This window comes from Enterococcus sp. C53, assembly GCF_040887425.1.
Classification (GTDB): Bacteria; Bacillota; Bacilli; order Lactobacillales; family Enterococcaceae; genus Enterococcus_B; species Enterococcus_B hirae.
Map to the genome: position 1 here is coordinate 110547 of NZ_JBFOFT010000006.1, position 26262 is coordinate 136808.

The window sequence follows — 26262 nt, forward strand, 5'->3', positions numbered from 1 at the left end:
CACGAGATCATCTATTCTGATCCCGTGCTACTTTGTTTTCAGTAAAGGCTACTCGCTATTTTAAAAGACAGTCATTGTCTATAAGATTCAAAATTTGAATCCTATTTTTACTCTAAGAAATCTTTCAATTGTTTTGAGCGTGATGGATGGCGTAATTTACGTAACGCTTTCGCTTCAATTTGTCGAATACGTTCACGTGTTACTCCGAATACTTTCCCAACTTCTTCGAGTGTTCTGGTACGACCATCGTCTAAACCAAAACGTAAGCGGAGAACATTCTCTTCACGGTCAGTCAATGTATCTAAAACATCTTCTAATTGTTCTTTTAGCAATTCATAAGCCGCATGTTCTGCAGGACTAGTAGCTTCTTGGTCTTCAATGAAGTCTCCTAAATGAGAATCATCTTCTTCACCAATTGGTGTTTCTAAAGAAACTGGCTCTTGCGCAATTTTCAATATTTCACGTACTTTTTCTGTAGGAAGGTCCATTTCTGCCCCAATTTCTTCTGGCGTCGGTTCTCTTCCTAAATCTTGAAGTAATTGACGTTGGATACGGATCAATTTATTGATGGTTTCTACCATATGCACTGGGATACGGATCGTACGTGCTTGGTCAGCGATGGCACGAGTGATTGCTTGTCTGATCCACCATGTAGCATAAGTTGAAAATTTGAATCCTTTACGATAGTCAAATTTTTCAACAGCTTTCATCAAGCCCATATTTCCTTCTTGGATCAAATCAAGAAATTGCATGCCACGTCCAACATATCTCTTAGCAATACTTACGACCAAACGAAGGTTTGCTTCAGCTAAACGCTGTTTTGCTTCTTGATCACCTTCTTCGATTTTTAAAGCAAGAGCTACTTCTTCTTCCGCAGTTAATAGGGAAACACGACCAATCTCTTTTAAATACATACGAACTGGATCGTTGATTTTTACACCAGTAGGTGCTGACAGATCTTCTGTTTTTGCTTGTTCCGCTTTTTTCTCTGCACTCTTCAAGCTATGGATCGATGGATCTCCATTTTCATCAACAACGCTGATTCCAGCATCCTCGACTTTTTGGATCAATTTATCCATCTCATCCGCATTCAATGTGAATGGCGTTGCAAGTTTATTTGAAAGATCATCATACACGACTTGTCTTTTTGGTTTGTTTTCTTTGATAAAAGCTGCTACTGCTGCTTCATACTTTTTATTCTCTGTTACATTTGCCATAAAAGAAGGCCCCCCTTGAGTAGCTATTCGGCTTGTTTTAACTGTTTTGTTAAATTAATGATCTCAATCGTTAATTCCAATTCTAATTGCTTGTTTCCAGTTCTTCTAGCCTCTTGCTGCATTTGTTTTTTTAAAGTTATTTCATCAGCTAAACTAGACTTTCTGATTACACGCAATAAGTCTTGGATTTCTCTTGGTGTGCTTTCTTCGGCTACACGCAAATACTCGATTTCCACCACTAAACGCCTTAAATTTTCATCTTGCAAAAAGTCCAAAAACTCCGCAAGGTTGAATTCATCATGTTGTGACACAAATGCATCGAATAAAAAATATACTTCTGCATAAATGTCATGAATAAACTGAAATTGCTGTTCTTTCAAAAGATTACGGACAGATATCTCTTTGAACACTCTGTACAAGAGCATTTGTTCCGCTTTTTCTACTTGAGTCAGCGGTCTCTTTTTCGTTATTGCCGTCCGTGAAATAGCTGGTTCTGGCAATGTCGTTGGTTGGTTGGTTCGATTCGTTTGATTTTCCCTGCGAAAATCCCGTATTTGCTTTTGCAGGGTTTCACGACTAAGTTGAAATTCGGTCGCTAGTTGCGATAAATACATATCTTGTTCGATTGGCGAGACAACTTGACTAAGTTCTCTCGATACCTCTTCTAAGTACTGGATTTTATCTTTTTCATTCTCCAGGTTCTTGTCTTGCTTCAAATAACGTGACTTGAAAGTAAAGACCGTTTCACGACCATGAAAGATCAGTTCATTAAAGGAGTCATTTCCATATTTACGTAAATATTCATCGGGATCAAGTTTTTCCGGAATCACAACGATTGATAATTGCAATCGACTATTTTGTCGTAACAATTCGATCCCTCGATTCGTTGCCTCGAATCCTGCCTTATCTCCATCGTAACAAAAAACTAGTTCTTTGGTTACTCGTTCAATCTGCTGGATCTGTTGATTCGTTAAACTCGTTCCCATTGAAGCTATCCCATTTTTTACACCTGCTTGCCAAGAAGCAATGACATCCATGAAACCTTCAAATAAAAGAACTTCACCGCTTTTTCGGATATCACTACGTGCTTTATCCAAGTTGAACAACACTTGTCTTTTATTGAATAATTCTGTTTCTGGACTATTCAAATATTTGGGTTGATCTTTTTCTTGTCCTTTTTCTGGTGCAAGCCAGCGTCCAGAAAAACCAATCGTGCGCCCTTGAGGGTTTCTGATAGGAAACATGATACGTTGGTAAAACCGATCAGATATTCCTCCATCCTCATGAGAGATAAACAAACCAGAACGTTCCAACACTTCTTGATCGTATGCTTCAGTTTTAAATACTTGTTTCAAAAATGAACGTTCATTCGGTGCAAATCCGATCGCAAATTCTTCAATCAATTCTAGTGTCAAACCACGTTGTAGTAAGTAATCTAAAGCTTGCTCGCCTACTTTCGTGTGTAGCAACATATGATGATATACTTCTGCGGCTTTTTCATGCGCTAAAATCAATTTTCCTGTAATTGAATCGCTATTTTCGAAGGGAAGTGTTTGTTTGCGCCATTGATCTTCTAACTGAATTTGTTCAAAATCAGCAACTTTGACGACTGCTTCTGGGAAACTAAGTCCTTCTAGTTCTTGAAGAAAAGTAAAGACGTTTCCTCCTTTTCCGCAACCAAAGCAATGAAAAATCTGTTTATCTTCAGCCACCGAGAAAGATGGTGTTCGTTCTTCATGAAAAGGACACAAACCTAAATAATTCTTTCCAGATTTTTTTAATTGGACGTATTGACCAATCACCTCAACAATATTCGTTTGTCCACGAATCGTTTCAATGACTTCTTGAGGAATCCGTTGAGCCATGCTTTCACCCCCTGTAAATAGCTAATTGGCATCTGTCAAAGAGATACCTCAGGAGAATAACCGGTAAAAAATCGCACTAACGAAAATCAGTGCGATTTTAAAGGACACAATTATACATGTTTCATTCTATCACAATTCTAAACTTTTTCAAGTATAATACTTGTCATTCTAAGAACAAGCAACGGTTTATTTCGTTGTTGCTAATTTATTCAATAAGTAGTCACGGATATTGGTCTTTCCATAAATCAGTCTCAAAATGATATTAACGATCATAAAACCAATGAAATATGGCCAAGCCGTTCCTAACCCAAGATCAACTTCTAACAGATGATGGAAAAGCATCGCTGCTACATAAATCCCTACAACAGTTGTTACCGCTAAGAAAATTCGCAACGGATTAAATGGATAACACGCTTTGACTACTGCCATACAGCTGATTCCGATCAATAGATAATACATTAAAGTGGTCGTTTGCAACTGGGTAAATGGCAAAACTTTTCCTAAAATATAAACCACAATAATATTCAATACGACTAGCAATGCATTTGGCAATGCATTGATCAATGCTGTTGGTAAATAACGATAGGTAATCTTTCGTTTATCTTGTTCAAACGATAAGAAGAAAGAAGGATAACCTTCAATAGCTAAGTCAATCAATGTGATCTGGATTGGGATGAATGGAAACCCGATTGCAGTAATTGCGCATAAGATAGAAAGAATAAACGAATAGATCGTCTTTATAAAGAAAATACCTGAAACTTTGGTCACATTGTTCACGACACGACGCCCTTCGAATAAGACTTCTGGTAAAGTCGTAAAATCAGAATCAAGTAAAACGAGATTAGCAATTTGTCTTGTTGCACCGTCTCCTTCAGCCATGGCGATACTGCAGTCTGCTTCACGCAGTGCCAACACGTCATTGACTCCATCCCCAGTCATAGCCACAGTTCCACCACTTTGTTTTAATTCGTTCACTAATGTTTTCTTTTGTTGTGGACTCACACGACCAAAGACCGTGTATTCATGAGCGGCTTCCCGGACCGCTTTTTCTTCTGTCATCGTAGAAAGATCAACATACGAATCATAATTTGGTAAGCCTGCACGGCGGGCAATATTTGAAACTGTGAACGGATTATCACCTGAAATAACCTTTAGATTCACACCTTCAGCATGTAAATAAGCTAATGTTTCTTCTGCATTTTTACGTATTGGATCGTCAATCTCAAACAGCGCGATTGGTTCAACGCCTTTTGGCTCTCCTTCAGTCAAATGTTGTTCAGGAGCGACACCTAGCATCAATACACGGTAGCCATTTGCTTGAGCATCCACCAAACTTTCTGGCAGTTGTGATTTTTCAACCAAACGTTCAGGAGCTCCTACATAGATCACACCTAATTCAGGAAACTCCATTGCTCCCCATTTACGGTCAGAAGAGAAAGCTAACTTTTCAGTCACAGTATAGCGATTAGCTACTTGAAAGTAATCTCTAAGTGCCCGCATGGTAAGATTATTGTCACTGCTTTCAGCTAGATAGGTTCCCATGATTTCAGGAATCGCTTTTTCGTACTTAGGATTTAGGGCTTCGACCCGTTGGATACTCATTTTTCCTTCAGTGATCGTCCCTGTTTTATCCAAGCAAAGCGTATCTACATGAGCAAGTGTTTCAATCGAATACATATCTTGGACTAAGATTCTTTTCTTTGCTAATTTCGTTACACCAGTAGTCAGTGCAATACTAATCAAAAGGACTAAGCCTTTAGGCAACATCCCTAGTAATGCTGCTGCCGAAGCAATAACAGAAATCTTAATGGAAGCATCACGGATAAATAACGCTTCTAAAAATAAAATAATACCTAATGGAATGATAATGAAGCTAGTAAATTTCGATACTTTTCGAATAGAATCGACAAGTTCAGAATGAATCGCTTTATGGGTTTTTGCCTCACTCGTTAGGCGAACTGCATAGTTGTCTGCACCCACACGAATCGTTTGAGCTAAAACAGAACCACTGGTTAAGAAACTACCTGAAAGCAATTCATCTCCTTCGGTTTTGACAATCAGGTCTGACTCCCCTGTCAATAGTGCCTCATTGGCTTCTGCGCGTCCTGAGATCACTCTTAAATCAGAAGGAATCTGTTCCCCTGCACCAATCTTTACGACATCTCCTAAAACTAATTCTTTCGTTGAAATCGACTGCTCTTTTCCTTCGCGGACAACTCGTACCTCTGATTGCGAAACAATCGATAACTTTCTTACTAGATTTCTAGCATGGATTTCTTGATAGATACCAATAATGATATTCACCACAATGATTGCCAAGTAAGCCATATTGGAATAGGCACCGACCAATAGTAAGCAAATCCCAATACCAAAATTTAAAAAATTGAACAGCGTTAGTATATTGTCACTAAGAATCTGCTTAGTACTTTTTGATGCATCCTCTTGGTAATCATTTTGCTGCCCAGAGGAAATTTTTTGTCTCACTTCTTCCTGAGTAAGACCGTTCATTTCTTTCGTTTCCATTTTTCGCCAACTTTCAAAAAATAATCAATATATTTAAGTCTAGCTTGTTCTATTATTAAAAACAACTTATTTTTTACAAATTTATACAAAATAAGAACACATGATTCTATGCCGTTGAGAAATCCCAGCAAAAATCATGCGCCATTCAACCTTTATTTATATTGTTCTTCTAAACGACTCATCCACCAACCTAATGCGATACCAGCAAAAAATAAAATGGGACAAAAGATGATTCCTAGTAAACTTAAATTTGTGTAATCTGTAGGAACAATCATTACCGTCGAAGCAAAAACAACTCCTAAAATAAAATGGAACAATTTACTATATGCCTTAGAAAATATAAAATCAAATAACTTTGATAACGTCAACACGCAGAATACCGCGCCTAAACCGATCGGTAAGATCACGTCTAAGCGAGCTTCTTTGAAACCATCAGCCATCGCCTTGTATAACCCCATATAGACTAAAAAATTCGAGGGACTCAGTCCAGGAACAATCATCCCTAAGCCGATTAGACCACCAGCGATGATCCAAGTTACTGTGTTTTGTTCAACTTGACCATCAAATAGTTGTGATCCGTAAAGTAAAAAGAAATAAGCCACGATCAATGTGACGATCATCAGGATGATATCACCTGATTGCCGCCCTTTCTTTCCAGCTTCTTTCCACAACGCTGGAACAGTACCTACAATACACCCAACAAAAAACCATAAAATCGTCGTTTCATATGTCCCTAATAAGAAACTCACCAAAAAGGAAAGCAAAAAGACTCCGCTGATGCCTCCTAATCCGACAGGCAAAAAGAAAAGCACGTTTTCTTTAAAATTTCTGGTTAGATGAGCTAAAAAAGAGATCAATCGTTCGTACATCCCAAAAACAGCTGCTAAAGCGCCTCCGCTTACCCCCGGTAAAATAAAACCCGAACCGATAAACATTCCCTTTACAAAGCGCAATAGCCAGTCTTTCCCTGAATCTTTCGCTACCTTTTCTGTTATGATTTGTTCTTTTTCCACTTTTTTGAGCACTCCTTCTTTCTGATAAGATAAAGATCTAGCAAAAAATCTCAGCATTACACTCAATTAGTTAAAAACTTTGTCATATAACTCAATGAGGTCTTCATTCATCTTGACAACTTTTGTGTAAAACATGTTCCCTCCATTATGATAAAGATAACCGCCATTGTAAAGCAATGAGGGGACTCGCCAATAGCGATACTTGGTTTTTTTCTCATTACCTAAAAGTGGACTCAAGACATTTTTGGAATATTCTTCTGCTATCTCCATAGTATTTTCCCCACCTCGTTTTTTTACGTAGACAATATAATCCTTACCGAAGTTATAGGCTTGTATAGCTGTATCAAGATCACATCCTTGTTTTTTTGCCTCATTGATCATTTCTGCTAAGTAGCTGACTCCTTGATCGATACTTTCTTTTTGATTATCGATCAAATTGGCTTTACCATAGGCGCTTTCCGAACTTTGCATCAAATCAATCCCCTTGCCTTTTGATTCTGTTAAAATGATCCCCTTGACCAAAGACTCGTACTCTTCCATATGGTACTTTTTGATTGCTGTTGTTATTTCTGGTTCGTACTTTTCTACTCTTTTAATTGATTGATAGGTTTTTCCTAAGATGATCAATACTCCTATGACCAAGACAATCACTAAAAAAGAGACGATTCTTCGAAAGATTGATTTTTTCTTTTTTTTCATAAACATTCACCTAGTTATTTTGACATCTTTTTTTATCTTACTATTTATTATCGTTCTTGGCTATTTCTTACTAATCATTTGTTCCTTTCCTTAATAAAAACTGAAATTTTCGGAATTTTTTACTATCTTACGAAAATGATCGTTGTTTTTTTAGGAAAACAATTGCTCTTATAGGAGAATTGTCGTTATACTTTAACCAGTAGGTGATTATGTGAAAAAAGAAAAGAAATATGCAAAAATGACTGATGGAACAGAGATCTATTATGAGAAAAGCGGAAATGGCATGCCTCTGTTTTTACTCCATGGTAATGATGGCAGTGGTCGTTTCTTCTCAGAGCAAGTTCCTGTCTTTAGTCAGTTTTATACCGTTTATCTCATTGATAGTCGAGGTCACGGACGTTCAACGAATCAAGCAAATACCTTGTCTTTTCGTTTGATGGCAGAAGATCTTTATACCATCATGCTACTTGAAGGAATTACAAAAGCAAATATACTAGGTTTTAGTGATGGAGCTAATCTTGGATTGGTCTTTTCAAGTTATTATCCAGAGAAAGTACATCGATTAATATTAAATTCAGGAAATACTTTAGTTAAAGGGGTTTTATTCTCAGCGAGACTGCTTAGCTACTGTCATTATATTGGTATGTGGTTGCTTTCTTTAGTTTGCCCATCGCTTAGAAAAAATTTGTTGGTGATCAAATTGTTGTTAAAAGATATCGGTCTTTCAACAGCAGATTTAGAGAAAATTAAATGTAAAACATTGATTATTGTTGGAAAAAAAGATGTGATCAGACTGCAACACTCCCTTTACCTAGCAAAAACAATCCCAAATGCTTCTTTTGTTTTAGTGAACGAACAAGGACATCAGTTAGCTAGAAAAGATCCTCAACGTTTCAATCAAGAAGTATTAGATTTTTTGTCTGAATAATAAGAATAGTAGGTGATTTTTTTGTTAAAACAAGCCTTACAATGGTTCAAAAACCATTTAGGTCTCTTTAAAACAATCTTTTTAATTTCTGTGGTTGTCATTATCGTTAGTGAATTGATCAATATTGGCAAAACACTATCGATCGCTCAATTAGCCGAAACATTTGCAACAATCCCACTTTGGAAGACGGGGTTGATGCTCATTGTTGGATTACTATCTGTTGCACCGATGATTGGGTATGACATCATCCTTAACCGCTTGTTGGGACAAAAATTAAAAAAGAGTTATTTATTTGAAACAAGTTGGTTGATCAATACCATCAACAATGTTGCCGGTTTTGGCGGCTTTGTCAGCATCGGATTACGCTCCGAATTATACGGTCATAAAAAAGACAGTAAGCAGTTGATGCAAGCTTTGTCGAAGATCTTTTTATTTCTAATGGCTGGACTGTCTATTTATAGTTTGATTTCTTTTTTTATGGTCTTTTTTGCACCGGTTGCGCCTTTTATTAAGCAGTATTGGATTTGGTTGATCGGTGGTGGGTTATACTTCCCACTTGTTTTTGTAGTCACTACCTTAAAAAAAGAGGGCTACCTCGGAGGACTTTCATTAAAAACACAAGGACAATTGCTGCTTGTCTCGATCTTAGAGTGGTCTGGTGTCTTGTTCACCTTTCTAGCAGTTGGGGCACTTATGGATATCAAAGTCGATTTGTGGCAAACGATACCGCTCTTTATCGCAGCTTCAGTTATCGGAATCGTCTCGATGATTCCTGGTGAAATCGGTAGTTTTGATATCATGATGATTATCGGTCTTTCTGCCATAGGTGTGCCAAAGGCAACTGTAGTCGTTTGGATCTTACTGTACCGAATTTTTTATTACATTATTCCTTTTTTGATCGGGATCGTCTTTTTCTTTAAGAATATTGGCTCAACTTTTGATCAACGTTATTCTGGTATTCCTAAGCAGCTGGCAACAGAGATTGCTCATAAAGCCGTCGTCGTCCTTTTATATTTTTCTGGTATCATGATGGTTCTTTCAGCAACGATCCCACAAGCTTTTACCGAGTTTCGTTGGCTGCATAGTATCAATCCGTTAAGGTTGCATTTTATTATTCAATTCCCAAGTATGTTGTTAGGATTTCTCTTTGTCATCATGGGGCGTGGGATTGCTGCAAGAGTCAAAAGAGCCTATTGGCCAACTATTGCACTGATCTTTTTAGCAGCATCTTATGTGACGATTATTGACTTTAGCTTTACTGCAGCTATTTTCCTATTGTTACTGTTGTTGATCGTAATTGCTTCGAAAAATGAATTATTTAGAGAACAAATCATTTATTCATGGGAATGGTTGACGATTGATGGTGTGATTATTGGTGCTTTAGCGTTGCTTTACATCATTATTGGTGTTTATAATCTGCCAACATTTCCTCATCGTAAGCATCATTTTATTTCGTTCTTTTTGTTCCCGTCAGAAAAGATTTGGTTATCTGGATTATTTGCTATTATTGCAGTAAGCTTTATCATCATTCTTTTCGTCCACTTCCTACAAGGAAAGAAACAGCAAGTCGGCGAACCGTTGGATGAAGAAAAAGCGTTAAATATCCTCCATACCTTTGGCGGAAATTCTGACAGTCAATTGATTTTCTTAAAAGACAAGCGCATGTTTATTTACGAAAAAGACCAAGTTGGAACGGTTTTATTACAGTTTGCTTGTTACAATAATAAATGTATCGTGATGGGTGATCCTTCGGGTAAAAAAGAAGATTTTCCTGCTGCTATCGAAGCGTTTATTGAAGAAACTGATCGTTTGTGTTACCTACCCGTCTTTTATGAAACGAGTGAAGAAATCGTGATGATTTTACATGAATTTGGCTATGATTTCATCAAAATGGGCGAAGAAGCACATGTTGAATTAGCCAATTTCACTACTTCTGGAAAGAAAATGAAAGGGTCACGTGCGATCTTGAATCGGATTGACCGAGAAGGTTTTACTTTTGAGATTATTCAGCCACCTTTTTCTGCGACACAGATGACTGAACTCAAACAAATTTCTGATCAATGGTTAGGAAGCCGAAAAGAAAAAGGTTTTTCACTGGGGTTCTTCTCAGAAGATTATCTACAGCGGGCACCGATCGCTGTTTTAAAAGACACGCAACAAGACTTAGTAGCATTTGCTTCGATCATGCCAACCTACACAGATAACAAAATCGGCACGATTGATTTGATGCGTTATGATCCTGAGAAAGCACCAGCTGGAAGTATGGATTATCTTTTCCTTCATTTATTTGAGTATATGAAAGAGGAACAGATTGAGTTTTTCAACTTGGGGATGGCGCCATTATCCAACGTTGGAACCTCAAGAAAAAGTTTTATTCAAGAACGAATCGCTTACTTAGTTTATGAATTTGGTTCACATTTTTACTCTTTCCACGGCTTGCGTGAGTATAAAGATAAATATGCGACTCATTGGACTTCCCGCTATACTTCCTATTCACGTGACAGTTGGATTGCCTATGTCATGATCGCATTATTGATCATTGATAATGCACCAGTTGACCATAAAAAGCGATTAGTAGGTTTAAAGAAATGGTTACAAAAACGCTGAATATGACAACTTATATCTAATGATGGATGAAAAAAAGACGCATGATTCTAAAAGTCATCTGACTTGTTGAATCGTGCGTCTTTTTTATTTATCTATCCTTTGTTCTTAGGCTTCGATTTCTGTTACGATACCTGAACCTACTGTACGACCACCTTCACGAATGGAGAAAGTCGTCCCGTTTTCAATAGCAACAGGATGAATCAATTCTACATCGATCGTTACGTTGTCGCCAGGCATGACCATTTCCGTTCCTTCTGGCAAAACAATTGTTCCTGTTACGTCAGTTGTGCGGAAATAAAATTGTGGTCGATAATTATTGAAGAATGGTGTATGACGTCCGCCTTCTTCTTTAGTCAAAACATAAACTTCTGCTTTGAATTTAGTATGAGGTGTAATTGAACCAGGTTTGGCAATCACTTGGCCACGTTCGATGTCTTCTCTTTGAATCCCACGTAATAACACACCTACGTTATCCCCTGCTTCACCGTAATCAAGCGTTTTGCGGAACATTTCAACTCCTGTTACTACGGCTTTTTGCGTTTCTGGTTTGATCCCTACGATTTCGATTTCGTCACCGACTCTAACAGCCCCACGGTCAATCCGACCAGATGCTACTGTTCCACGTCCAGTAATTGAAAATACATCTTCGACGGGTAACAATAATGGTTTGTCCGTATCACGTTCTGGTGTTGGGATGTATTCATCGACTGTGTCCATCAATTCCATGATAGCTGCTTCTGCATCAGGATCACCTTGTAATGCTTTTAATGCTGATCCTTTGATAACAGGTGTATCATCACCTGGAAATCCATATTCGCTTAATAGTTCACGAACTTCCATTTCTACTAGATCAATTAATTCTTCATCATCGACTAAATCTGTTTTGTTCAAGAAAACAATCAAATATTTCACGCCTACTTGGCGAGAAAGTAAAATGTGTTCACGAGTTTGAGGCATTGGGCCATCCGTAGCAGAAACAACCAAGATTGCTCCGTCCATTTGAGCTGCCCCAGTGATCATGTTTTTCACGTAATCCGCATGCCCTGGTGCATCGATATGTGCATAGTGGCGTTTGTCTGTTTCGTATTCCACATGAGCAGTATTGATCGTGATTCCACGTTCACGTTCTTCTGGTGCTGCGTCGATACTAGCATAGTCTTGAGGATTTGCTAAGCCTTTTTTACCTAGTACTGTAGTGATCGCAGCAGTTAAAGTAGTTTTCCCATGGTCGACGTGTCCAATGGTTCCAATATTTACGTGTGGTTTACTTCTATCATAATGTTCTTTTGCCATAATTAACAAACCTCCTAATTAATTTAGAGCTTTAAAGTTTTGCTCTCATCTGTTGTCCATTATAGACTTCTTTGGAAAAATCCAAAAAGAATCTGTCCGCCTTACTTTTTGTAAGTATCGAACAATTTGTATTATACGTCAAACTTGGTCAAAGTCAACCAAGAACACTTATGCTGATTAATGACTAATTTTTCATCAGCCAACCATGCGTAATTGTTGTGACTATCTCCTTGTTTTCACTACAATGGGCTCTTTCGTAACTATCAATATTCGCGATAAAAACAAATCATTTCTTGTGTCGCTACCGACTGAAATTGGCATTTTTCATAAAATCGACGGGTTCGTTGTTCATTTTCTGTCAATAAAACTTTTTGTCTGACTTTTGGATAAGCTTGTACCATTTTTTCGATTAATTGTGTCCCGATCCCCTTGTTTTGATAAGCAGGATGAACAAGCAAATCTTGAATATAAAGAATTGTTTCGCCATCTCCGACACTACGGATCAACCCAATCAATTGTTGTTCGTGCCATACCGTTATTACTTCGAGTGACTGCTGGATTCCCAGAGCTAATTGTTGGATGTCCTTCGTATAGGCTGACCATCCTACAGCTGTATAGAGCGCGAACAATGCATCAAGGTCAATTTTTTTCTCTTCGCTGAATTCCATGTGCTTCCTATCCTTTGCTATATTTTTGTATGATGTAATCTGTCTCAATCTGTCGTTAACTCAATCAGATTTCCTTCAGGATCTTGGATAACCGCTTCATAATAACCGTCGCCCGTAGTTCTTGGACCACTGATCAATGGATAGCCATCTTTTACAAATGTTTCAGCAAATGAATCCACCTCTGTTTTTGTTCCCACTGAAATTGCTAAATGAGCATAACCAAAAGTATCGACTGCACGATCTGATAAAAAAGGCTTTGTAATCAATTCAATCCGACTTCCTGAGGTGAAATTCAGGAAGTAAGATTGAAACCGGGTTTTAGGATTCGTGTATTTCTCTGAACTTTCTGCAGCAAAATAATTCTCATAAAACGCTCTCATTTTTTCTAAATCATTAACCCAAATAGCAATATGTTCAACTTTCATTTTGTAACAATCCTTTATATTTTCGTTATCTCTTCCTATCCTTTATACCATTTTCTCTTTATTTGATAAAGAATGATGTGATTATTTTGGCTTTTGCTCTTAGTGATCAGTTCATAAAAGAAATGGTGTTATCTGGTAAAAAGAAAGCTGTCATTCTGAAACATCTAAAGATATGCACTACTTATATAGTTTACACCTGCAAAAAAACCAAGAAAAACTTTATACTGACCGAAAAAAGTTAACTTTTTAATCCAACTTTTTTCGGTCACTATAGTTTCTCTTGGCTCTTTTCTTGTCTGCTACATTTTATTGTATTCTCTGAATAAGCATTCTTTTAATAATTATAAACGATTTAATACTTCGTCTACATTTTTGATCATGACTGAGATTGTTCCATCTGGGTTATTAACAAATTCGATCAAATCTGGATTTCGGTAGACGTCTACAGGGACGATCAATTCGATTCCATTGGATAACTTGAATTTTTGTTTACCAAATTTTTTCTCAGAAATTTCTTGGACTTCTCTGACTGGCAAAGCTTCAGCAACAAATCCCTGTTCTTGGACTTCTTCTTGAAAAGCTAATTTCGCTGTGATATTTTCTTTGAAGACTTTTTCCGCAATCATTTCATGGTCTAGTCTGCCCTTTTCCTCGATCGTATCATAAACAGCCTCTTTTAAATCAGCCACTAGATCAAATTCTTCAGTTTCAAATTTTTTCCCTAAACTTTTAGCTACTTTTTGGATCACTTTGACATTCTCTTCTAATGAAGGCGCAGGAACACTTTCGATGACTCTCCCCGAAAAATAGAGTTCTTTTTTTCCAGAAAACTCATATTTTTTTTCAATCAATTCATAGGTTAAATAAGTTAATGCTACCGCAAACGCTTCATCTGCCTTTTGGGATTTTGCCCCCAATATCGCTCGATTCAAAATCAATTGATTGGCGATTCCTGTTTCGTCTGCCTCTACAAAATGTGTATAGGATTCTCGGTAATTGACTTTTAACAAAGCCACATACATCACCGTATCTACTTCATACAAAACAACAAAGACATCAGCGCTTGGCGCTTCTTCGCTTTCTTGATAGATCTCAAACCAGCGTTGAACGATCCCTTCACTTGCTGCTACAAAGTTTTCTTGACAGTCCTGGACTTGTTTCGCCATCATACTTTCAGGTGACAGCTGTCCTGTTTTCGTTTGTGCAGAAGAAATTTTTTGGATTTTCTTTTGTAAAAAATCTCGAATAAACTCTTTAGTCAGATCCAATTCTTGTTGAGAAAATACGGGTGATCCCGTTTCACGATCAATAATATGCATAATTGCTTTTTTTAAATAAATATCCATGTTCTCATTCCCTTCTGATTTAGTTTACGGAAAATCAATACAAAATACCAGAACGAAAATCATTATTTTCCTTTTTTTGAAAAAAATAATTGTCTCCTAAACAAAATGGATTCCTTTTTTGAGAAAATACGCTACACTTAAAAGTGAACTAAAAATTAAGGAGTTGAGAATATGGATTCATTAACAAATACGTATCGTTTATCAAATGGTTATGAAATTCCGATTGTTGGTTTTGGTACTTGGCAAACACCGGATGGCGATGTCGCAGTTTCTTCAGTCAAAGAAGCGCTAGCTGCTGGTTATCGCCACATTGATACAGCACAAGGTTACAAAAATGAGGAAAGCGTCGGTCAAGCGATCAAAGAAAGTGGGATTCCCAGAGAAGAGATTTTTCTAACAACAAAACTTTGGAATGCCAATCACAGTTATGACTTAGTGATGTCTTCGTTTGAAGAATCACTACAAAAATTACAAACAGATTATATTGATCTTTTCTTGATCCACTGGCCTAATCCTGTGGCTTTCCGTGACAATTGGGAAGAAGCAAACGCCCAAACTTGGCGAGCTTTTGAAGAGCTGTATGAAGCTGGAAAAATCAAAGCCATTGGCGTCAGCAACTTCTTGCCCCATCATCTAGATGCGTTACAAAAAACAGCCAAGATCATGCCAATGGTCAACCAAATTTTCTTAGCTCCTGGTGAATTACAACCAGCAGTCGTTGACTATGCCAAAAAACACGAAATGATCCTGGAAGCTTACAGCCCACTTGGCACAGGGAAAATTTTCGATGTACCAGAGATGCAGGAAATTGCCAAAGCCCATCAAAAGAGTATTGCTCAGGTTGCTTTACGCTGGTCCTTACAACATGGTTTCTTGCCTCTGCCAAAATCCGTAACTCCTAGTCGGATCAAAGAAAATGCTGAACTTTTTGACTTTGAACTGTCAGAAGAAGAAATGCAACAAATCGATCAATTAGATGGCGTAGTTGGTAAAGCAAAAGATCCAGATACTACCCAATTTTAATTTAAGGATGTTTGATAACAATGACTCCGATTGAACGTTTAGAAAGGCTCTCAGAAGAAATCACTCGTACTTTTCATCCTGATTTTATCTTTTTGATCGGACCAGACAAGATCCAACACTTCCCAGCACGTAACTGGTCCCATGATCAAAAAATTCAAGAGCTAACCAACCGTTTCGATCATTCGCTAATGGTTACGACTTGGCAAGGACATGAAGTGATCTATTCACCTGAACTGTCTGTCTTTGCTTTGATTCCTTGTTCCAAAACAACGTAGCTGACTTCAATGATCGTGATAAGCCGATACACACTGAGTTTTTCTTGCCGGTGTCGTATCGGCTTATCTTTTGATATACACCTAAAAAGAGGAAACATTTCTGTTAAAAACAAATATTTTCCTAAAAAAATGCGTATAAATACATACATATCTAAGTTTTTTTCGTATAATCCTTTTCATTTCATCTTTTTTTTCTTATAATCGAAAGGGTATGAGCGAAGGAGAGAACATATGAAGAAAAAACAAAAACAAAAATTACTCAATCAATTCCGTCCTTCTTTAGATGGAATCAGAAGTCAATTATTTCATTCTTTAGAGGATGAAAGTCTACGTCGTTACGGCTTACCTTTACAAGTCATGCTTGATCCGAAAGACCGCCACATCTTAACGATTGGACTTGCAGGAAAAACAAATGAAGATACTCGCATCAATGTACCGATTGATGATAATTTCACAACTGTCTTAAAACGAATCCGTTCAGGAGAAAAAGACATCTTTGAACGCTTCCGTGACAACTTATTGATTGAAATCGTTTCTTATTGGAATGATCAACGTCTTAAAAATGATGAACCAACTGCTCAAGAGATTTCTACACCTGTTGCTGAAACAAAAGTTGCTGACTCAAAACCTGTGGAATCACCTAAAACAGCTGAAGTATCAAAAGCGGAAACAACTGAAAAACAACGCTCAACTGAAACTGCCGCTTTGAATTTCGCTGATTTTTCAAGCGCAGTAGCGGAATATCCAAAATTTTATGTAGAAAAAGAAGCGGATGCAGCAGTCATCTATGAAAAAACCTCAGATGAACCACGTAAATTAGCTGAAATTTCAATGACAGCAGAAAACCAATTTACAATTGAAAAAGCGTTAGAACGCAAATACAAAGTGAAACTGACATTGATCCCATTGATCGAACAGTTTGCTGCAACAGCTATTTCAGAAAGATAACCAGTTTCACAAATCTATCCACCGCATCAAAAAACGGATTTTTGTCAAATGATGCCGGTAATGAGAAATCATAAAATGTTAAATGAGCAGAAAGGCAATTGCCCTCTGCTCATTTTTTTATAGTAAAATATTTTTTCTATTACTTTGAATCACCAAAAGTTGTCAATAATCTTCACCAATCTTAAAAAAGATAGAACCAAAAAACCAAGCGGTCTCTTTCCCTTAGTTTATTGGTTATGTTTTCCCAGCTTACCCATGCGCATGATAAAAGACATTCAGTTCATAAGCGACACCAGAAATAATTACTGCTAGTAAAAGGACTAAAAGACCTAAAACTACTTTTTGCTTTTTAGAAAAAAGCGTTTTTTTCTTCTCTAATTGCCTTGTTTTCAATATTGAATCTGTGGAGATAAAAGAGAAACAAACAACATAAGACAATAAAACTACTACTGCACTTAACGAAAATCCAGCTAAAATATCACTTGGATAATGGACTCTTAGATATAATCGAGTTGCTGCAATCAGCAATGGATAGCTGATAAAATACCAAGCAACTCTTCTGGTATCCTGACGACTCCAAATAATACTTAACGATAAGATAATTGTTAGGAAAAGCGCAAAGGATAATAAAGAATGTCCACTAGGAAACGAGTAACTCGTACGTATTTCCAATTGTGAAACGGCAGGTCTGATTCGTGCAATGAGCTTTTTTAGAATATACCCAAAAAAACTAACCGCAAAGATATTACAGATATTCCAAATCGCTAACAAATGGTAATTCTTTTTCCAAATATAAAAAGCAAAAAGAAAGGCGAAACATAAGGTCGGACCAATCGTTGCTAACTTAGCAAACAAACGAACAATCGTTGTTAGTTGTGGAAAATTAGGTAAATCGATCTTTGTATAAACCGCTAAATCTAGTGTTTCGAACCATGGAGGATTGATTTTTACGCATAAAATCAATCCAATCAAAAGACATAATGGAACGATTGATAATTTCAGTGCTTTTTGTTGATAATCACTCATAAAACTTTCACTTACTTTCTAACTTCATCTGACTAAACAAATGACTTATTCTACTTTTTTAAAACCTAAAATCATACCTAATCCGCCTCCCATGATCAACAAGGAGGTTCCTCCTTGACTTAGAAAAGGCAAAGGAATTCCTGTTAAAGGCAGTAAACCAATCGAAGCGCCGATATTTTCTACGATTTGAAATAATAGTCCAAATACGAGTACTACCGCTAGATATAGATTTCCTTTATTGTTTGTCTGTATCGCAGTGTAAATAACTTGGTAGAAAAGATAGAAATATAGAAAAACGACGGTCACGCTACCTAAAAAACCAAACGTTTCGGCAATTACAGTAAATACCATATCTGATTCACGTACCGGTACATAGATTGGTGGTATTTCAGCTGGTCGTCCACTAAATCCACCTGCACTAACAGACAATAAGCTTTGTGATTGTTGGTATCCGATCGATTGACTGTAAGCAAAAGGATCGATCCAAGCTCTCACCCGGTCTAATTGATACGTCTTAAAGTTCAGACTATAAAGGATCTCATTACCGTATTTCGTAAAAACTAGACAAATCAATATGACCCCAATAATAAATAAAAAACTAGCACATACGGCCAAGATCTTCCAATGGACCCCTGCAATTATGAACAGAGCCCCCAAACAAATAATAAATACCAAACTTGTCCCAAAATCTTTTTGCATATACATCAACAAGAAAGTTGGTAAACTGATCAACAGAACTTGAAAGACATAGATCAGATCCGTTTTCACGGTACGTTCACTGACTTTCTTTTCATAAAGCAAGGTGAAATAAACGAGAACTAATGCAAAAGTCAATTTAACCAATTCAGAAGGTTGAAAAGTAAAACTACCCATCCTCAGCCAACGTTTCGTATCGGTTAATTGGTACATCACCGGATCATAAAATTTGTAGAGCAAACTCATAATTGCTAATGAAATGGCATAAAAATAAGGAGACAATCGTAACAATAACGCTGTCTTGATTTTTTGTGTCAGTAACAAAAGTCCTAATGAAGCAATGCAAAAGATCACTTGTTTTAAAACAATAGTTTTATAAGGCACTTGGTCGTAGACTGCTGCTCCATATTGCACACCGATACTTAATAAATAAAAGAGAAAAATCGGCAAAAATAACGCATAATTAAACTCAAATGATTTTGATTTCACACACAACACCTCTTAAACGAAAGTTTTCGTAACCAGAATTTCTCTAATCTTCTTATCAAAACATCCGTTATCAACTAGTATCCATTTTGCCATCCTTTCTATTAGGCAAAAGGAGTCACTTTCACATGAGGAAAAATAAAAGTAGCGTGATCAAAATGTGCTGTGATTTATTTTCAAGTAAGTGGTGTAAATATCCAACTCCAAAAAATAAGCCGAAAATTCACAAAAATCAGCAAAGATTTTTAGAAGTTTCGGCTTATTTGTTAAAGTTGCGTACATCAACAACTATCTCATCGTGTGAGTTTTGACACTAAACAACGTAAAGATTTCTCTTAGCTATCTTATGAAGAGCCTTAATTCGACAATTCCTGTTTTACACATTGGCGTCTTTCGACGTTTCTGCGCAATAGCCTATGTTTGTTTAGGAGCCTCGCCTAACAAGTATTAAATTTGAAAAAAGTATATCTTTTAACGAACAATTTCACAATAGCATCCCGTAGAAAGTTCGCAAAAATTTAGTCATATTTAACCTTTTCCTTAATTTTACCGGCAATTAGCAAAAAAAGAGAGCTTTTGACTAGGAATAATATGAATAAATATAATAAATATATAGTAGCTTTTTATCCATTCTGCTGTTATCCCAATCAGTCTCTCTTTTTTATAAATACTTATTTTTTACGTAATTGCATCAAAAATTTTCTAGCTACGTCCTGATTCATTCCTTCGGCTTTTCTTAGAAATTCAGCGACTTGTTCAATTTCAGTTCCTTGTGCCCCGACTGTGATCGCTAAGGCTCTAGCTTGAAGCGACATATGCCCCTTTTGGATACCGTCTGTCACTAATGCCCGCAAAGCAGCTAAATTTTGTGCTAAACCGACGGCAGCAATGATTTGAGCTAATTCTTTTGCTGATTCAATCTTCAACATGTCTAGTGCAATCTTTGCTTTTGGAAGAATCCTAGAAGCTCCTCCAACTGTTGCCACTGCCAAAGGTACCGTTAATTGTCCAATTAACTTATCTCCAATCATTTGCCAGTCTGACAGGCCTTGGTAAGCACCATCTTTCGCAGCATACGCATGAACGGCAGCTGCACAAGCTCTCGTATCGTTTCCAGTAGCAAGAATGACAGCTTCGATGCCATTCATGATCCCTTTATTATGTGTTGCTGCCCGATAAACATCTAATTTAGCATACTCGGAAGCTTGTTGGATTTTTTCAGCAATTCTCTTTCCTGCTTCAATCGTTTTTCCCAATCGCTCGAAGGGAATCTCACAACTAGCTGTTACTAATGATTCTGTTGCGAAATTGCTTAAAATACTAAATAAAATCTCTTCTTTAGGAAACCAGGAACGTATTTTCTGGGCAACACCTTCTAAGATAGCGTTGATGATATTAGCTCCCATCGCATCTTTTACATCAACCAAGAAATCGATCGATAAGTAATCCAAATTATTACCCTTAAAGTTTCTTGTTGCGATTTCCTGCACTCCACCACCACGTCTCACGATCGAGGGATAACTTGCATTCGCACATGCTAGTAGTTCATCTTGTCTGGCGATGACAGCATCAGTTATACCTCGATTATCCAGTTCCCCTGATAGTACAATCTGACCACGCATCAGGCGTTGTGGTGTAATTGCTGTAATGTCTCCACATATTTTTGCACCGTTACTGGCTGCAGCAATTACAGACGGTTCTTCTGTCGCCATCGGTACTTGCCTTTTGATTCCATTGATTTGAAAATTAGGTGCAATCCCTAGAGGAATCTCAACTTGACTGATTTGATTTTCAATCAAATGATTGGCTACTTCTTCAGAGAGTGTTCCTACTTTTAATTCATCAGCTTGTGATTGACTGATGATTCCTTCACTAACCAACTGACTCCGACGTTGTTCAGGCGTCAGTTGATAAAACTTTTTTTTTTGGTCACTTGATTGTTCCGTTTCTAGATTTGCTTCAAGTAACATGGCTAGTCCTAAGCCTCCACCAATACATAAAGAAGCCACACCATATTGTTGGTTCATTCGTTTCAAGCCATAACTTAATGTTGTCAAAATACGAGCACCACTTGCACCAATCGGATGACCGAGTGCGATGGCACCACCATCTACATTGACTTTTTCTTCAGCTAGTTTTAAGTTGCGATTGACCACGATCGATGAAGCCGCAAATGCTTCGTTGATCTCAAAACGATCGATTTGATCAATAGAAATTTCTGCTTTTTTCAATAATGTTTGGATTGCTGAGATAGGTGCAATTCCCATAATGCTCGGATCAATCCCAATTTCAGAAACAGCCTTGATCGTTGCAAGATAAGGAAGCCCATGTTTGATCGCATATTCTTTTGAAGCTAAAATCAATACCGATGCTCCATCATTTAACGGAGAAGCATTCCCTGCTGTCACAGTCCCATTTTCGGAAAAAACAGTTTTCAAAGTCCCTAATTTTTCCAGTGTACTATTCCCTCGGATGGCTTCGTCTTTATCCATGATTCTTTGATCAGGTAAAGTAACGGGAATAATTTCTGCTTCAAATACCCCGTTTTCACTAGCTTGAGCTGCTTTTTTTTGTGAGTTGAGCGCATATTGATCTTGTTCTGTTCTCGTAACGGAAAATTCGTTCGCTACTTTTTCAGCAGTTAAGCCCATATGTGCATTTGAGAACGCATCTGTCAGCCCATCATTGACCATACTTGAGATCGGCTCTTCATAAGTTGCATTTTCTGCTTCATATTGCTGAAGCAGTGGCGCACGTGACATGCTTTCAGTGCCTCCTGCGACTACTAGATCAGCTTCACCTAACTGAATCAATTGGCGAGCCAAAATAACCGCCTTCATTCCTGAGCCACATACTTCGTTGACTGTCATGGCAGGAACCTGAACAGGGATCCCACTATTGACAGAAATTTGTCTGGCAACATTCTGACCATTCCCCGCTTGTAATACATTTCCAAATATTACTTGATTGATGTTTTCTTTATGGATACCTGTTTTTTCTAACAGTTCTTTTGTAATGATTGTTCCTAATTCTACAGCAGAAAAACTGCTTAAACTGCCACGATACTTTCCAATTGGCGTTCTCGCAGCATCTATAATAACGACTTCCTTCAAGTCAGTCACCTCCTAGAAAAATATACCATTGTTTATGCTAAAAACAAATACCTCACTACAGCTTCAAAAAAATCTAGGAATAAATTTTACAAATCCTTAAATATTCGCTTTTTTATATTTCTTTTAATCTTTTTATGATACTTTAGTAAAGTAAGTTTTTTTATCATGAGTAAAGAGGTGTTGAAATGAAAGTAGGGATTGATCGTCTTTCCTTTTTTATTCCAAATTTATATTTAGATATGACAGAGTTAGCTGAACGTCGGGGAGATGATCCTGCTAAATACCATATCGGTATTGGCCAAGATCAAATGGCCATCAACCGAGTGTCAGAAGATATCGTGACTTTAGGAGCAAATGCAGCTACTAGGATCGTCACAAATGAAGATCGCGAGCTGATCGATATGGTTATCGTAGGAACGGAATCTGGCATCGATCATTCAAAGGCGAGTGCTGTAATTATCCATCATTTATTGAAAGTCCAACCTTTTGCTCGTTCGTTTGAAGTAAAAGAAGCTTGTTATGGTGGAACTGCTGCTCTCCACATGGCAAAAGAATATGTAAAAAATCATCCAGATCGAAAAGTTTTAGTGATCGCTAGTGACATCGCCCGTTATGGTCTAGCTAGTGGTGGAGAAGTGACACAAGGTGTGGGTGCTGTCGCTATGATGGTTACCAAAGATCCACGAATCATCACTATCGAAGACGATAGTACTTTCTTAACCGAAGATATTTATGATTTTTGGCGTCCTGATTATGCGCAATACCCAGTGGTTGATGGTCCTTTATCCAACTCCACTTATATCGAATCTTTTCAAAAAGTTTGGAATCGACATAAAGAGGTAACAGGATTTACTTTAGAAGACTATGATGCGCTAAGTTTTCACATTCCTTACACAAAAATGGGGAAAAAAGCCTTACAAAGTGTCTTGGATCAGACAGATGAAAAAACACAAAATCGCTTATTGACTCGCTATGAAGAAAGTATTCGTTATAGTCGGCGAATTGGTAACCTTTATACTGGTTCTCTTTATCTAGGATTGATTTCTCTTTTAGAAAACTCACAAGTGTTAAAATCAGGTGATCGAATTGGCTTATTCAGCTATGGTTCGGGTGCTGTCAGTGAATTTTTCACAGGTTACTTACAAGACGGCTATCAAGATTTCCTATTGACTGAACTACATCAAGAAATGTTAGAAGGTAGAGAAGCTGTCACAGTCGATCAATATGAAACAATCTTCAAGGAAAAATTACCTGAACATGGGGAAACAGCCGAATATTCTTCCGATGTACCATTTTCAATCTATAAAGTTGAAAATGATATTCGTTACTACAAGTAATCCTATGAGACAACTGCCTGATTGATTTAATAGGTAATCAAAAATGTTTGCAAAAAAGCAACTTTTGACATATAGCTACAAAAAGCAGTAAAACAAAAAATAGCGGCTTGCAATTACTTTTGTCAACATTGTTGTGACAATAAATAACTGTAAGTCGCTATTTGATTTTCTATCCTATTTCATAAACTATATGATGCTTCTTGATATTTAGAACCATTTTTTGAATAGTATATAATATAAAATTTGATATTCTGATTTTTCTTTTAATGTTGTTTGATCCATCATCACCCATAACAATTTCTTTTCTGGTGATCGGTCACTTGGAACCGGATTGACTAACTCTTTATCCCAAAGTTGAGTGGCTAATGACGTAATTCTTTTTTTGAGATCCTCTTTGGCATCATTTTTCAAAGCTAGGTTTTCTAATCCAAATTGGGTTACTACCCAACGATTGGTCGATTGCGTAGTATCAACGATCCCTTCTGAAGAAATGAAGCGGTTTTTAGGTTCTGCATGATAAATTTCAACGATATCACCTATTTTCAATGATACATTTTCTTCACCAGTAACAGACTCTATGCCTTCGATCGTTTTTTCGTATTTCAGTTCTCCTGTACTACTTTTGACCATTACTTTTACATAAGTTTCATTCTCATAACGATAATGAGGTCTCGAATGCGTAACTGAAACAATTGCTTCTTGAGTATCACTGTTCTTGTTTGTTCTAAATGTAAATGAGCCAAACTTCCTGTCATTCACTCCATGAAAATCAATGACTTGGCTATCTTTTACTTCGTCCAACGTAATAACCGCATGATTTGTTACTTCTTTCACGTAAACATAACTATTCTGTGGGATGAAATACATCATTTGATTTCCAGAGAATTCTGCACAATAGATGCCATTAGGAATGTTTTTAAAAGTGACTACTCCTCCAGTGATTTCTTGAGTAGCTATTTCTTTCGCTCCATCTTTTAAAGTTATTTTGGTACCTTTTAATAGGTTTAAATCTTTCAAACTTAATTCAATCGTAAGATCACCTTTTAGATTTAGCGCAGCAATCTCCTTATTTTGCACCATCTCAAAATTAGAATTGATCAAATAAGATGGGTCGACTAATTCACGCGCACGTGCCAACTCACTTTCTGGTACGACATCAGCTAAAGAAGCGACTGCCGGATAACCATGCTCACGATTTTTTTGAACTTGTACTTGATCAAGCGTCAATCCCCATTTCTCTAAAACACCTGAAAAATCTAGTTGACTATTTTCACTATAGATACGATTCATTAAATCAGGTAAGGTATGATCTTCACGGACGAAATCTGATTGATTAGCTATTTTACGATATTCTTGGTACATTTTAGCAAAAGCCTCATCTCCAGCTTTTTGTTTCAACATCGCTAATAAAATTAGTTTTTCGTTGGCTTTAGCCTCAGCATATGTACGTTTTTCGTAGATCATATGTTCATACATACTTCTTTCTACTGTATCTTTTTTCCCTTCAAATAGCCCGCCTTTTTTATCTGCTTCTTTTCCAAATAGGATATTGTACTCATACTGAACACCAAACAAATTATTTGATATTTCTCCCGTATACATTCCAACTCCATCAAAACCAGCTTGATAGCCATGACCAATTTCATGCAACACTTTCCAACTGTCTTCAGTTAACCAGCACTCGACTGTGCTATAGCTATTTGCTGCCCATTCTGAGGAATAATAAGCACCGCCACGTCCGTTTTTATCTGCTTTAAAGAAAAAACGGTTCACTCCATTTTGATTTTCTTTAGACGAGTTATCAAAACCAGCGATTTGATTATAGTAACCAAACAATTCGATGTAGTGTTCGATCAATTCATCTAAGGAACGGTAATCTTTCAAGTTTCTTACTTTTTCTTTATCATTTTTAGGAACAAGCAATTGAAAATCTGGTCCTTTAATCAAAGCATATTCAGCATCGAACTTGTCCCACATTGAAAGAAACATAGTATCGTCTCCATGATAATTATAAACTGGTAATGGTTTAATATTTTCAGAAGTGACGATTTCATATTCAATCTGAGCAGCTTCTTCTCCATATGGCGTATCAATAAACGGAACCAAAGGATCATCTGCACTTATACTTACCCATTCTGAACCAACTAAGATACTTTTTTCGATACTTGAAGCATTACCTAACAATCTCAATCTTAATTTATTTTTGAATTGTTTATTTGTTTGTCTAATCCTCAATTCAACATTTTCGGACAAGATAAATCCTAAATCCTGGCGATCATGATTTTTTCCTTTATCCATCCCTGCATTGAAGATCCAAGTTGGTTCAGGAATACTAAAAATCTCTTTTTTAATTACCTCTTGCGCCTGAACATTCGTAGAAAACAAACAACCAAAAAACAACACTGATAACCATATCAAAAAAATCTTTTTCAAACAAAAAACCTCCTGTTATGTAATTTTATACAAATTGCCATTTAATCAAACAAAGCAATCGTATACATTTAAGTATAAATAAAATAGTCAACAATCACAATAAAAATTATACTTTCACTTCAATTAAACTATTTTTTTAAAGAAATAATTAAGATGCAAGCTATAATTTTCTAAAACAAACATTTCAACGATTTGTTATTTTATAAAATAATAAAAATGATTTAAAACAGTTAAGAAAACATAAGGCCAATATATCTGACAACTCATTTTTCTTCGTTTATTATTTTAGAAAGATAACCAATAGTCAAAAAATAGTTTTAGGTCGATTTCTTAGAGTGAAT

The 26262-nt window shown here is 36.8% G+C and carries 19 protein-coding genes and 1 riboswitch; of the genes, 6 read left to right on the plus strand and 13 right to left on the minus strand.

Translation table 11 applies throughout. The features are described 5' to 3' along the window. Positions 1-107: 107 nt before the first annotated feature. The 5 genes from rpoD to AB3I42_RS09190 form a co-directional block, all read right to left on the minus strand. Complete coding sequence (rpoD, locus tag AB3I42_RS09170) at positions 108-1217, minus strand: RNA polymerase sigma factor RpoD (RefSeq protein ID WP_010719586.1); 1110 nt, start codon at positions 1215-1217, stop codon at positions 108-110. Between the two features lie 23 nt (positions 1218-1240). Then, positions 1241-3082, minus strand: a complete 1842-nt coding sequence (dnaG, locus tag AB3I42_RS09175) for a DNA primase (RefSeq protein ID WP_010719587.1) — start codon at positions 3080-3082, stop codon at positions 1241-1243. A 186-nt stretch (positions 3083-3268) separates the two neighbouring features. Continuing rightward, positions 3269-5590 (minus strand): cation-translocating P-type ATPase, encoded by a 2322-nt coding sequence (locus tag AB3I42_RS09180; protein WP_010737343.1) that lies wholly within the window; start codon positions 5588-5590, stop codon positions 3269-3271. Between the two features lie 167 nt (positions 5591-5757). Further along, entirely contained in the window at positions 5758-6540 is a 783-nt protein-coding gene (locus AB3I42_RS09185; protein WP_223603424.1) for a DUF368 domain-containing protein, read from the minus strand. A 144-nt stretch (positions 6541-6684) separates the two neighbouring features. After that, the gene (locus AB3I42_RS09190; protein WP_010737341.1) at positions 6685-7317 is read right to left on the minus strand and encodes a lysozyme family protein; all 633 of its coding nucleotides are present in this window, start codon (positions 7315-7317) and stop codon (positions 6685-6687) included. A 211-nt stretch (positions 7318-7528) separates the two neighbouring features. On the opposite strand from AB3I42_RS09190, the gene AB3I42_RS09195 reads away from it, so the two are divergent. Continuing rightward, positions 7529-8245 (plus strand): alpha/beta fold hydrolase, encoded by a 717-nt coding sequence (locus AB3I42_RS09195; RefSeq protein ID WP_010737340.1) that lies wholly within the window; start codon positions 7529-7531, stop codon positions 8243-8245. A 21-nt stretch (positions 8246-8266) separates the two neighbouring features. Beyond that, entirely contained in the window at positions 8267-10852 is a 2586-nt protein-coding gene (mprF, locus tag AB3I42_RS09200; protein WP_131773189.1) for a bifunctional lysylphosphatidylglycerol flippase/synthetase MprF, read from the plus strand. 105 nt (positions 10853-10957) lie between these two features. Here mprF and tuf read toward each other — a convergent pair whose 3' ends face one another. From tuf to AB3I42_RS09220, 4 genes are all read right to left on the minus strand, one after another. Further along, positions 10958-12145, minus strand: a complete 1188-nt coding sequence (gene tuf / locus AB3I42_RS09205; RefSeq protein ID WP_010719593.1) for an elongation factor Tu — start codon at positions 12143-12145, stop codon at positions 10958-10960. 263 nt (positions 12146-12408) lie between these two features. Next, a complete protein-coding gene (locus AB3I42_RS09210) occupies positions 12409-12813 on the minus strand; it encodes a GNAT family N-acetyltransferase (protein ID WP_010737338.1) in 405 nt (134 codons plus the stop codon). 44 nt (positions 12814-12857) lie between these two features. Further along, on the minus strand, positions 12858-13238 hold the full coding sequence (locus AB3I42_RS09215) for a VOC family protein (protein ID WP_010737337.1): 381 nt from the start codon (positions 13236-13238) through the stop codon (positions 12858-12860). A 341-nt stretch (positions 13239-13579) separates the two neighbouring features. Beyond that, positions 13580-14584, minus strand: coding sequence for a nucleoid-associated protein (locus AB3I42_RS09220; protein WP_368022452.1), 1005 nt, complete (start codon positions 14582-14584; stop codon positions 13580-13582). Between the two features lie 171 nt (positions 14585-14755). Here AB3I42_RS09220 and AB3I42_RS09225 point away from each other — a divergent pair, with 171 nt between their 5' ends. From AB3I42_RS09225 to AB3I42_RS09235, 3 genes are all read left to right on the plus strand, one after another. Next, entirely contained in the window at positions 14756-15607 is an 852-nt protein-coding gene (locus AB3I42_RS09225; RefSeq protein ID WP_034700247.1) for an aldo/keto reductase, read from the plus strand. A gap of 20 nt (positions 15608-15627) precedes the next feature. Further along, positions 15628-15882 carry a hypothetical protein gene (locus AB3I42_RS09230; protein ID WP_010719598.1) on the plus strand — a complete coding sequence of 85 codons (255 nt, stop codon included), beginning with the start codon at positions 15628-15630 and terminating at the stop codon, positions 15880-15882. A 231-nt stretch (positions 15883-16113) separates the two neighbouring features. Next, complete coding sequence (locus tag AB3I42_RS09235) at positions 16114-16830, plus strand: hypothetical protein (protein ID WP_081122892.1); 717 nt, start codon at positions 16114-16116, stop codon at positions 16828-16830. A gap of 249 nt (positions 16831-17079) precedes the next feature. Here AB3I42_RS09235 and AB3I42_RS09240 read toward each other — a convergent pair whose 3' ends face one another. The 3 genes from AB3I42_RS09240 to AB3I42_RS09250 all read right to left on the minus strand — a co-directional run bounded on the left by AB3I42_RS09240 (position 17080) and on the right by AB3I42_RS09250 (position 22151). Beyond that, a complete protein-coding gene (locus AB3I42_RS09240) occupies positions 17080-17856 on the minus strand; it encodes a phosphatase PAP2 family protein (RefSeq protein WP_010737334.1) in 777 nt (258 codons plus the stop codon). 45 nt (positions 17857-17901) lie between these two features. Continuing rightward, positions 17902-19041, minus strand: coding sequence for an FtsW/RodA/SpoVE family cell cycle protein (locus tag AB3I42_RS09245; RefSeq protein ID WP_368022453.1), 1140 nt, complete (start codon positions 19039-19041; stop codon positions 17902-17904). A gap of 281 nt (positions 19042-19322) precedes the next feature. Beyond that, a riboswitch (M-box (ykoK) riboswitch) is annotated at positions 19323-19490 on the minus strand. A 219-nt stretch (positions 19491-19709) separates the two neighbouring features. Beyond that, entirely contained in the window at positions 19710-22151 is a 2442-nt protein-coding gene (locus tag AB3I42_RS09250) for a hydroxymethylglutaryl-CoA reductase, degradative (RefSeq protein ID WP_010737332.1), read from the minus strand. A 185-nt stretch (positions 22152-22336) separates the two neighbouring features. Here AB3I42_RS09250 and AB3I42_RS09255 point away from each other — a divergent pair, with 185 nt between their 5' ends. Then, on the plus strand, positions 22337-23488 hold the full coding sequence (locus AB3I42_RS09255; RefSeq protein ID WP_010737331.1) for a hydroxymethylglutaryl-CoA synthase: 1152 nt from the start codon (positions 22337-22339) through the stop codon (positions 23486-23488). A 207-nt stretch (positions 23489-23695) separates the two neighbouring features. Here the strand turns inward: AB3I42_RS09255 and AB3I42_RS09260 are convergent, their stop codons facing one another. Further along, on the minus strand, positions 23696-25921 hold the full coding sequence (locus tag AB3I42_RS09260; protein WP_228012152.1) for a putative mucin/carbohydrate-binding domain-containing protein: 2226 nt from the start codon (positions 25919-25921) through the stop codon (positions 23696-23698). Positions 25922-26262: the final 341 nt, after the last annotated feature.

What these genes read in the sequence shown, in the direction of transcription:
- dnaG (WP_010719587.1), bottom strand. Translation starts at nt 3,082, where the DNA reads ATGGCTCAACGGATTCCTCAAGAAGTCATTGAAACGATTCGTGGACAA.
- AB3I42_RS09225 (WP_034700247.1), top strand. Translation starts at nt 14,756, where the DNA reads ATGGATTCATTAACAAATACGTATCGTTTATCAAATGGTTATGAAATT.
- AB3I42_RS09255 (WP_010737331.1), top strand. Translation starts at nt 22,337, where the DNA reads ATGAAAGTAGGGATTGATCGTCTTTCCTTTTTTATTCCAAATTTATAT.
- AB3I42_RS09215 (WP_010737337.1), bottom strand. Translation starts at nt 13,238, where the DNA reads ATGAAAGTTGAACATATTGCTATTTGGGTTAATGATTTAGAAAAAATG.
- AB3I42_RS09180 (WP_010737343.1), bottom strand. Translation starts at nt 5,590, where the DNA reads ATGAACGGTCTTACTCAGGAAGAAGTGAGACAAAAAATTTCCTCTGGG.
- AB3I42_RS09235 (WP_081122892.1), top strand. Translation starts at nt 16,114, where the DNA reads ATGAAGAAAAAACAAAAACAAAAATTACTCAATCAATTCCGTCCTTCT.
- tuf (WP_010719593.1), bottom strand. Translation starts at nt 12,145, where the DNA reads ATGGCAAAAGAACATTATGATAGAAGTAAACCACACGTAAATATTGGA.
- AB3I42_RS09230 (WP_010719598.1), top strand. Translation starts at nt 15,628, where the DNA reads ATGACTCCGATTGAACGTTTAGAAAGGCTCTCAGAAGAAATCACTCGT.
- AB3I42_RS09240 (WP_010737334.1), bottom strand. Translation starts at nt 17,856, where the DNA reads ATGAGTGATTATCAACAAAAAGCACTGAAATTATCAATCGTTCCATTA.
- AB3I42_RS09220 (WP_368022452.1), bottom strand. Translation starts at nt 14,584, where the DNA reads ATGGATATTTATTTAAAAAAAGCAATTATGCATATTATTGATCGTGAA.
- AB3I42_RS09185 (WP_223603424.1), bottom strand. Translation starts at nt 6,540, where the DNA reads ATGTTTATCGGTTCGGGTTTTATTTTACCGGGGGTAAGCGGAGGCGCT.
- AB3I42_RS09190 (WP_010737341.1), bottom strand. Translation starts at nt 7,317, where the DNA reads ATGAAAAAAAAGAAAAAATCAATCTTTCGAAGAATCGTCTCTTTTTTA.
- AB3I42_RS09210 (WP_010737338.1), bottom strand. Translation starts at nt 12,813, where the DNA reads ATGGAATTCAGCGAAGAGAAAAAAATTGACCTTGATGCATTGTTCGCG.
- rpoD (WP_010719586.1), bottom strand. Translation starts at nt 1,217, where the DNA reads ATGGCAAATGTAACAGAGAATAAAAAGTATGAAGCAGCAGTAGCAGCT.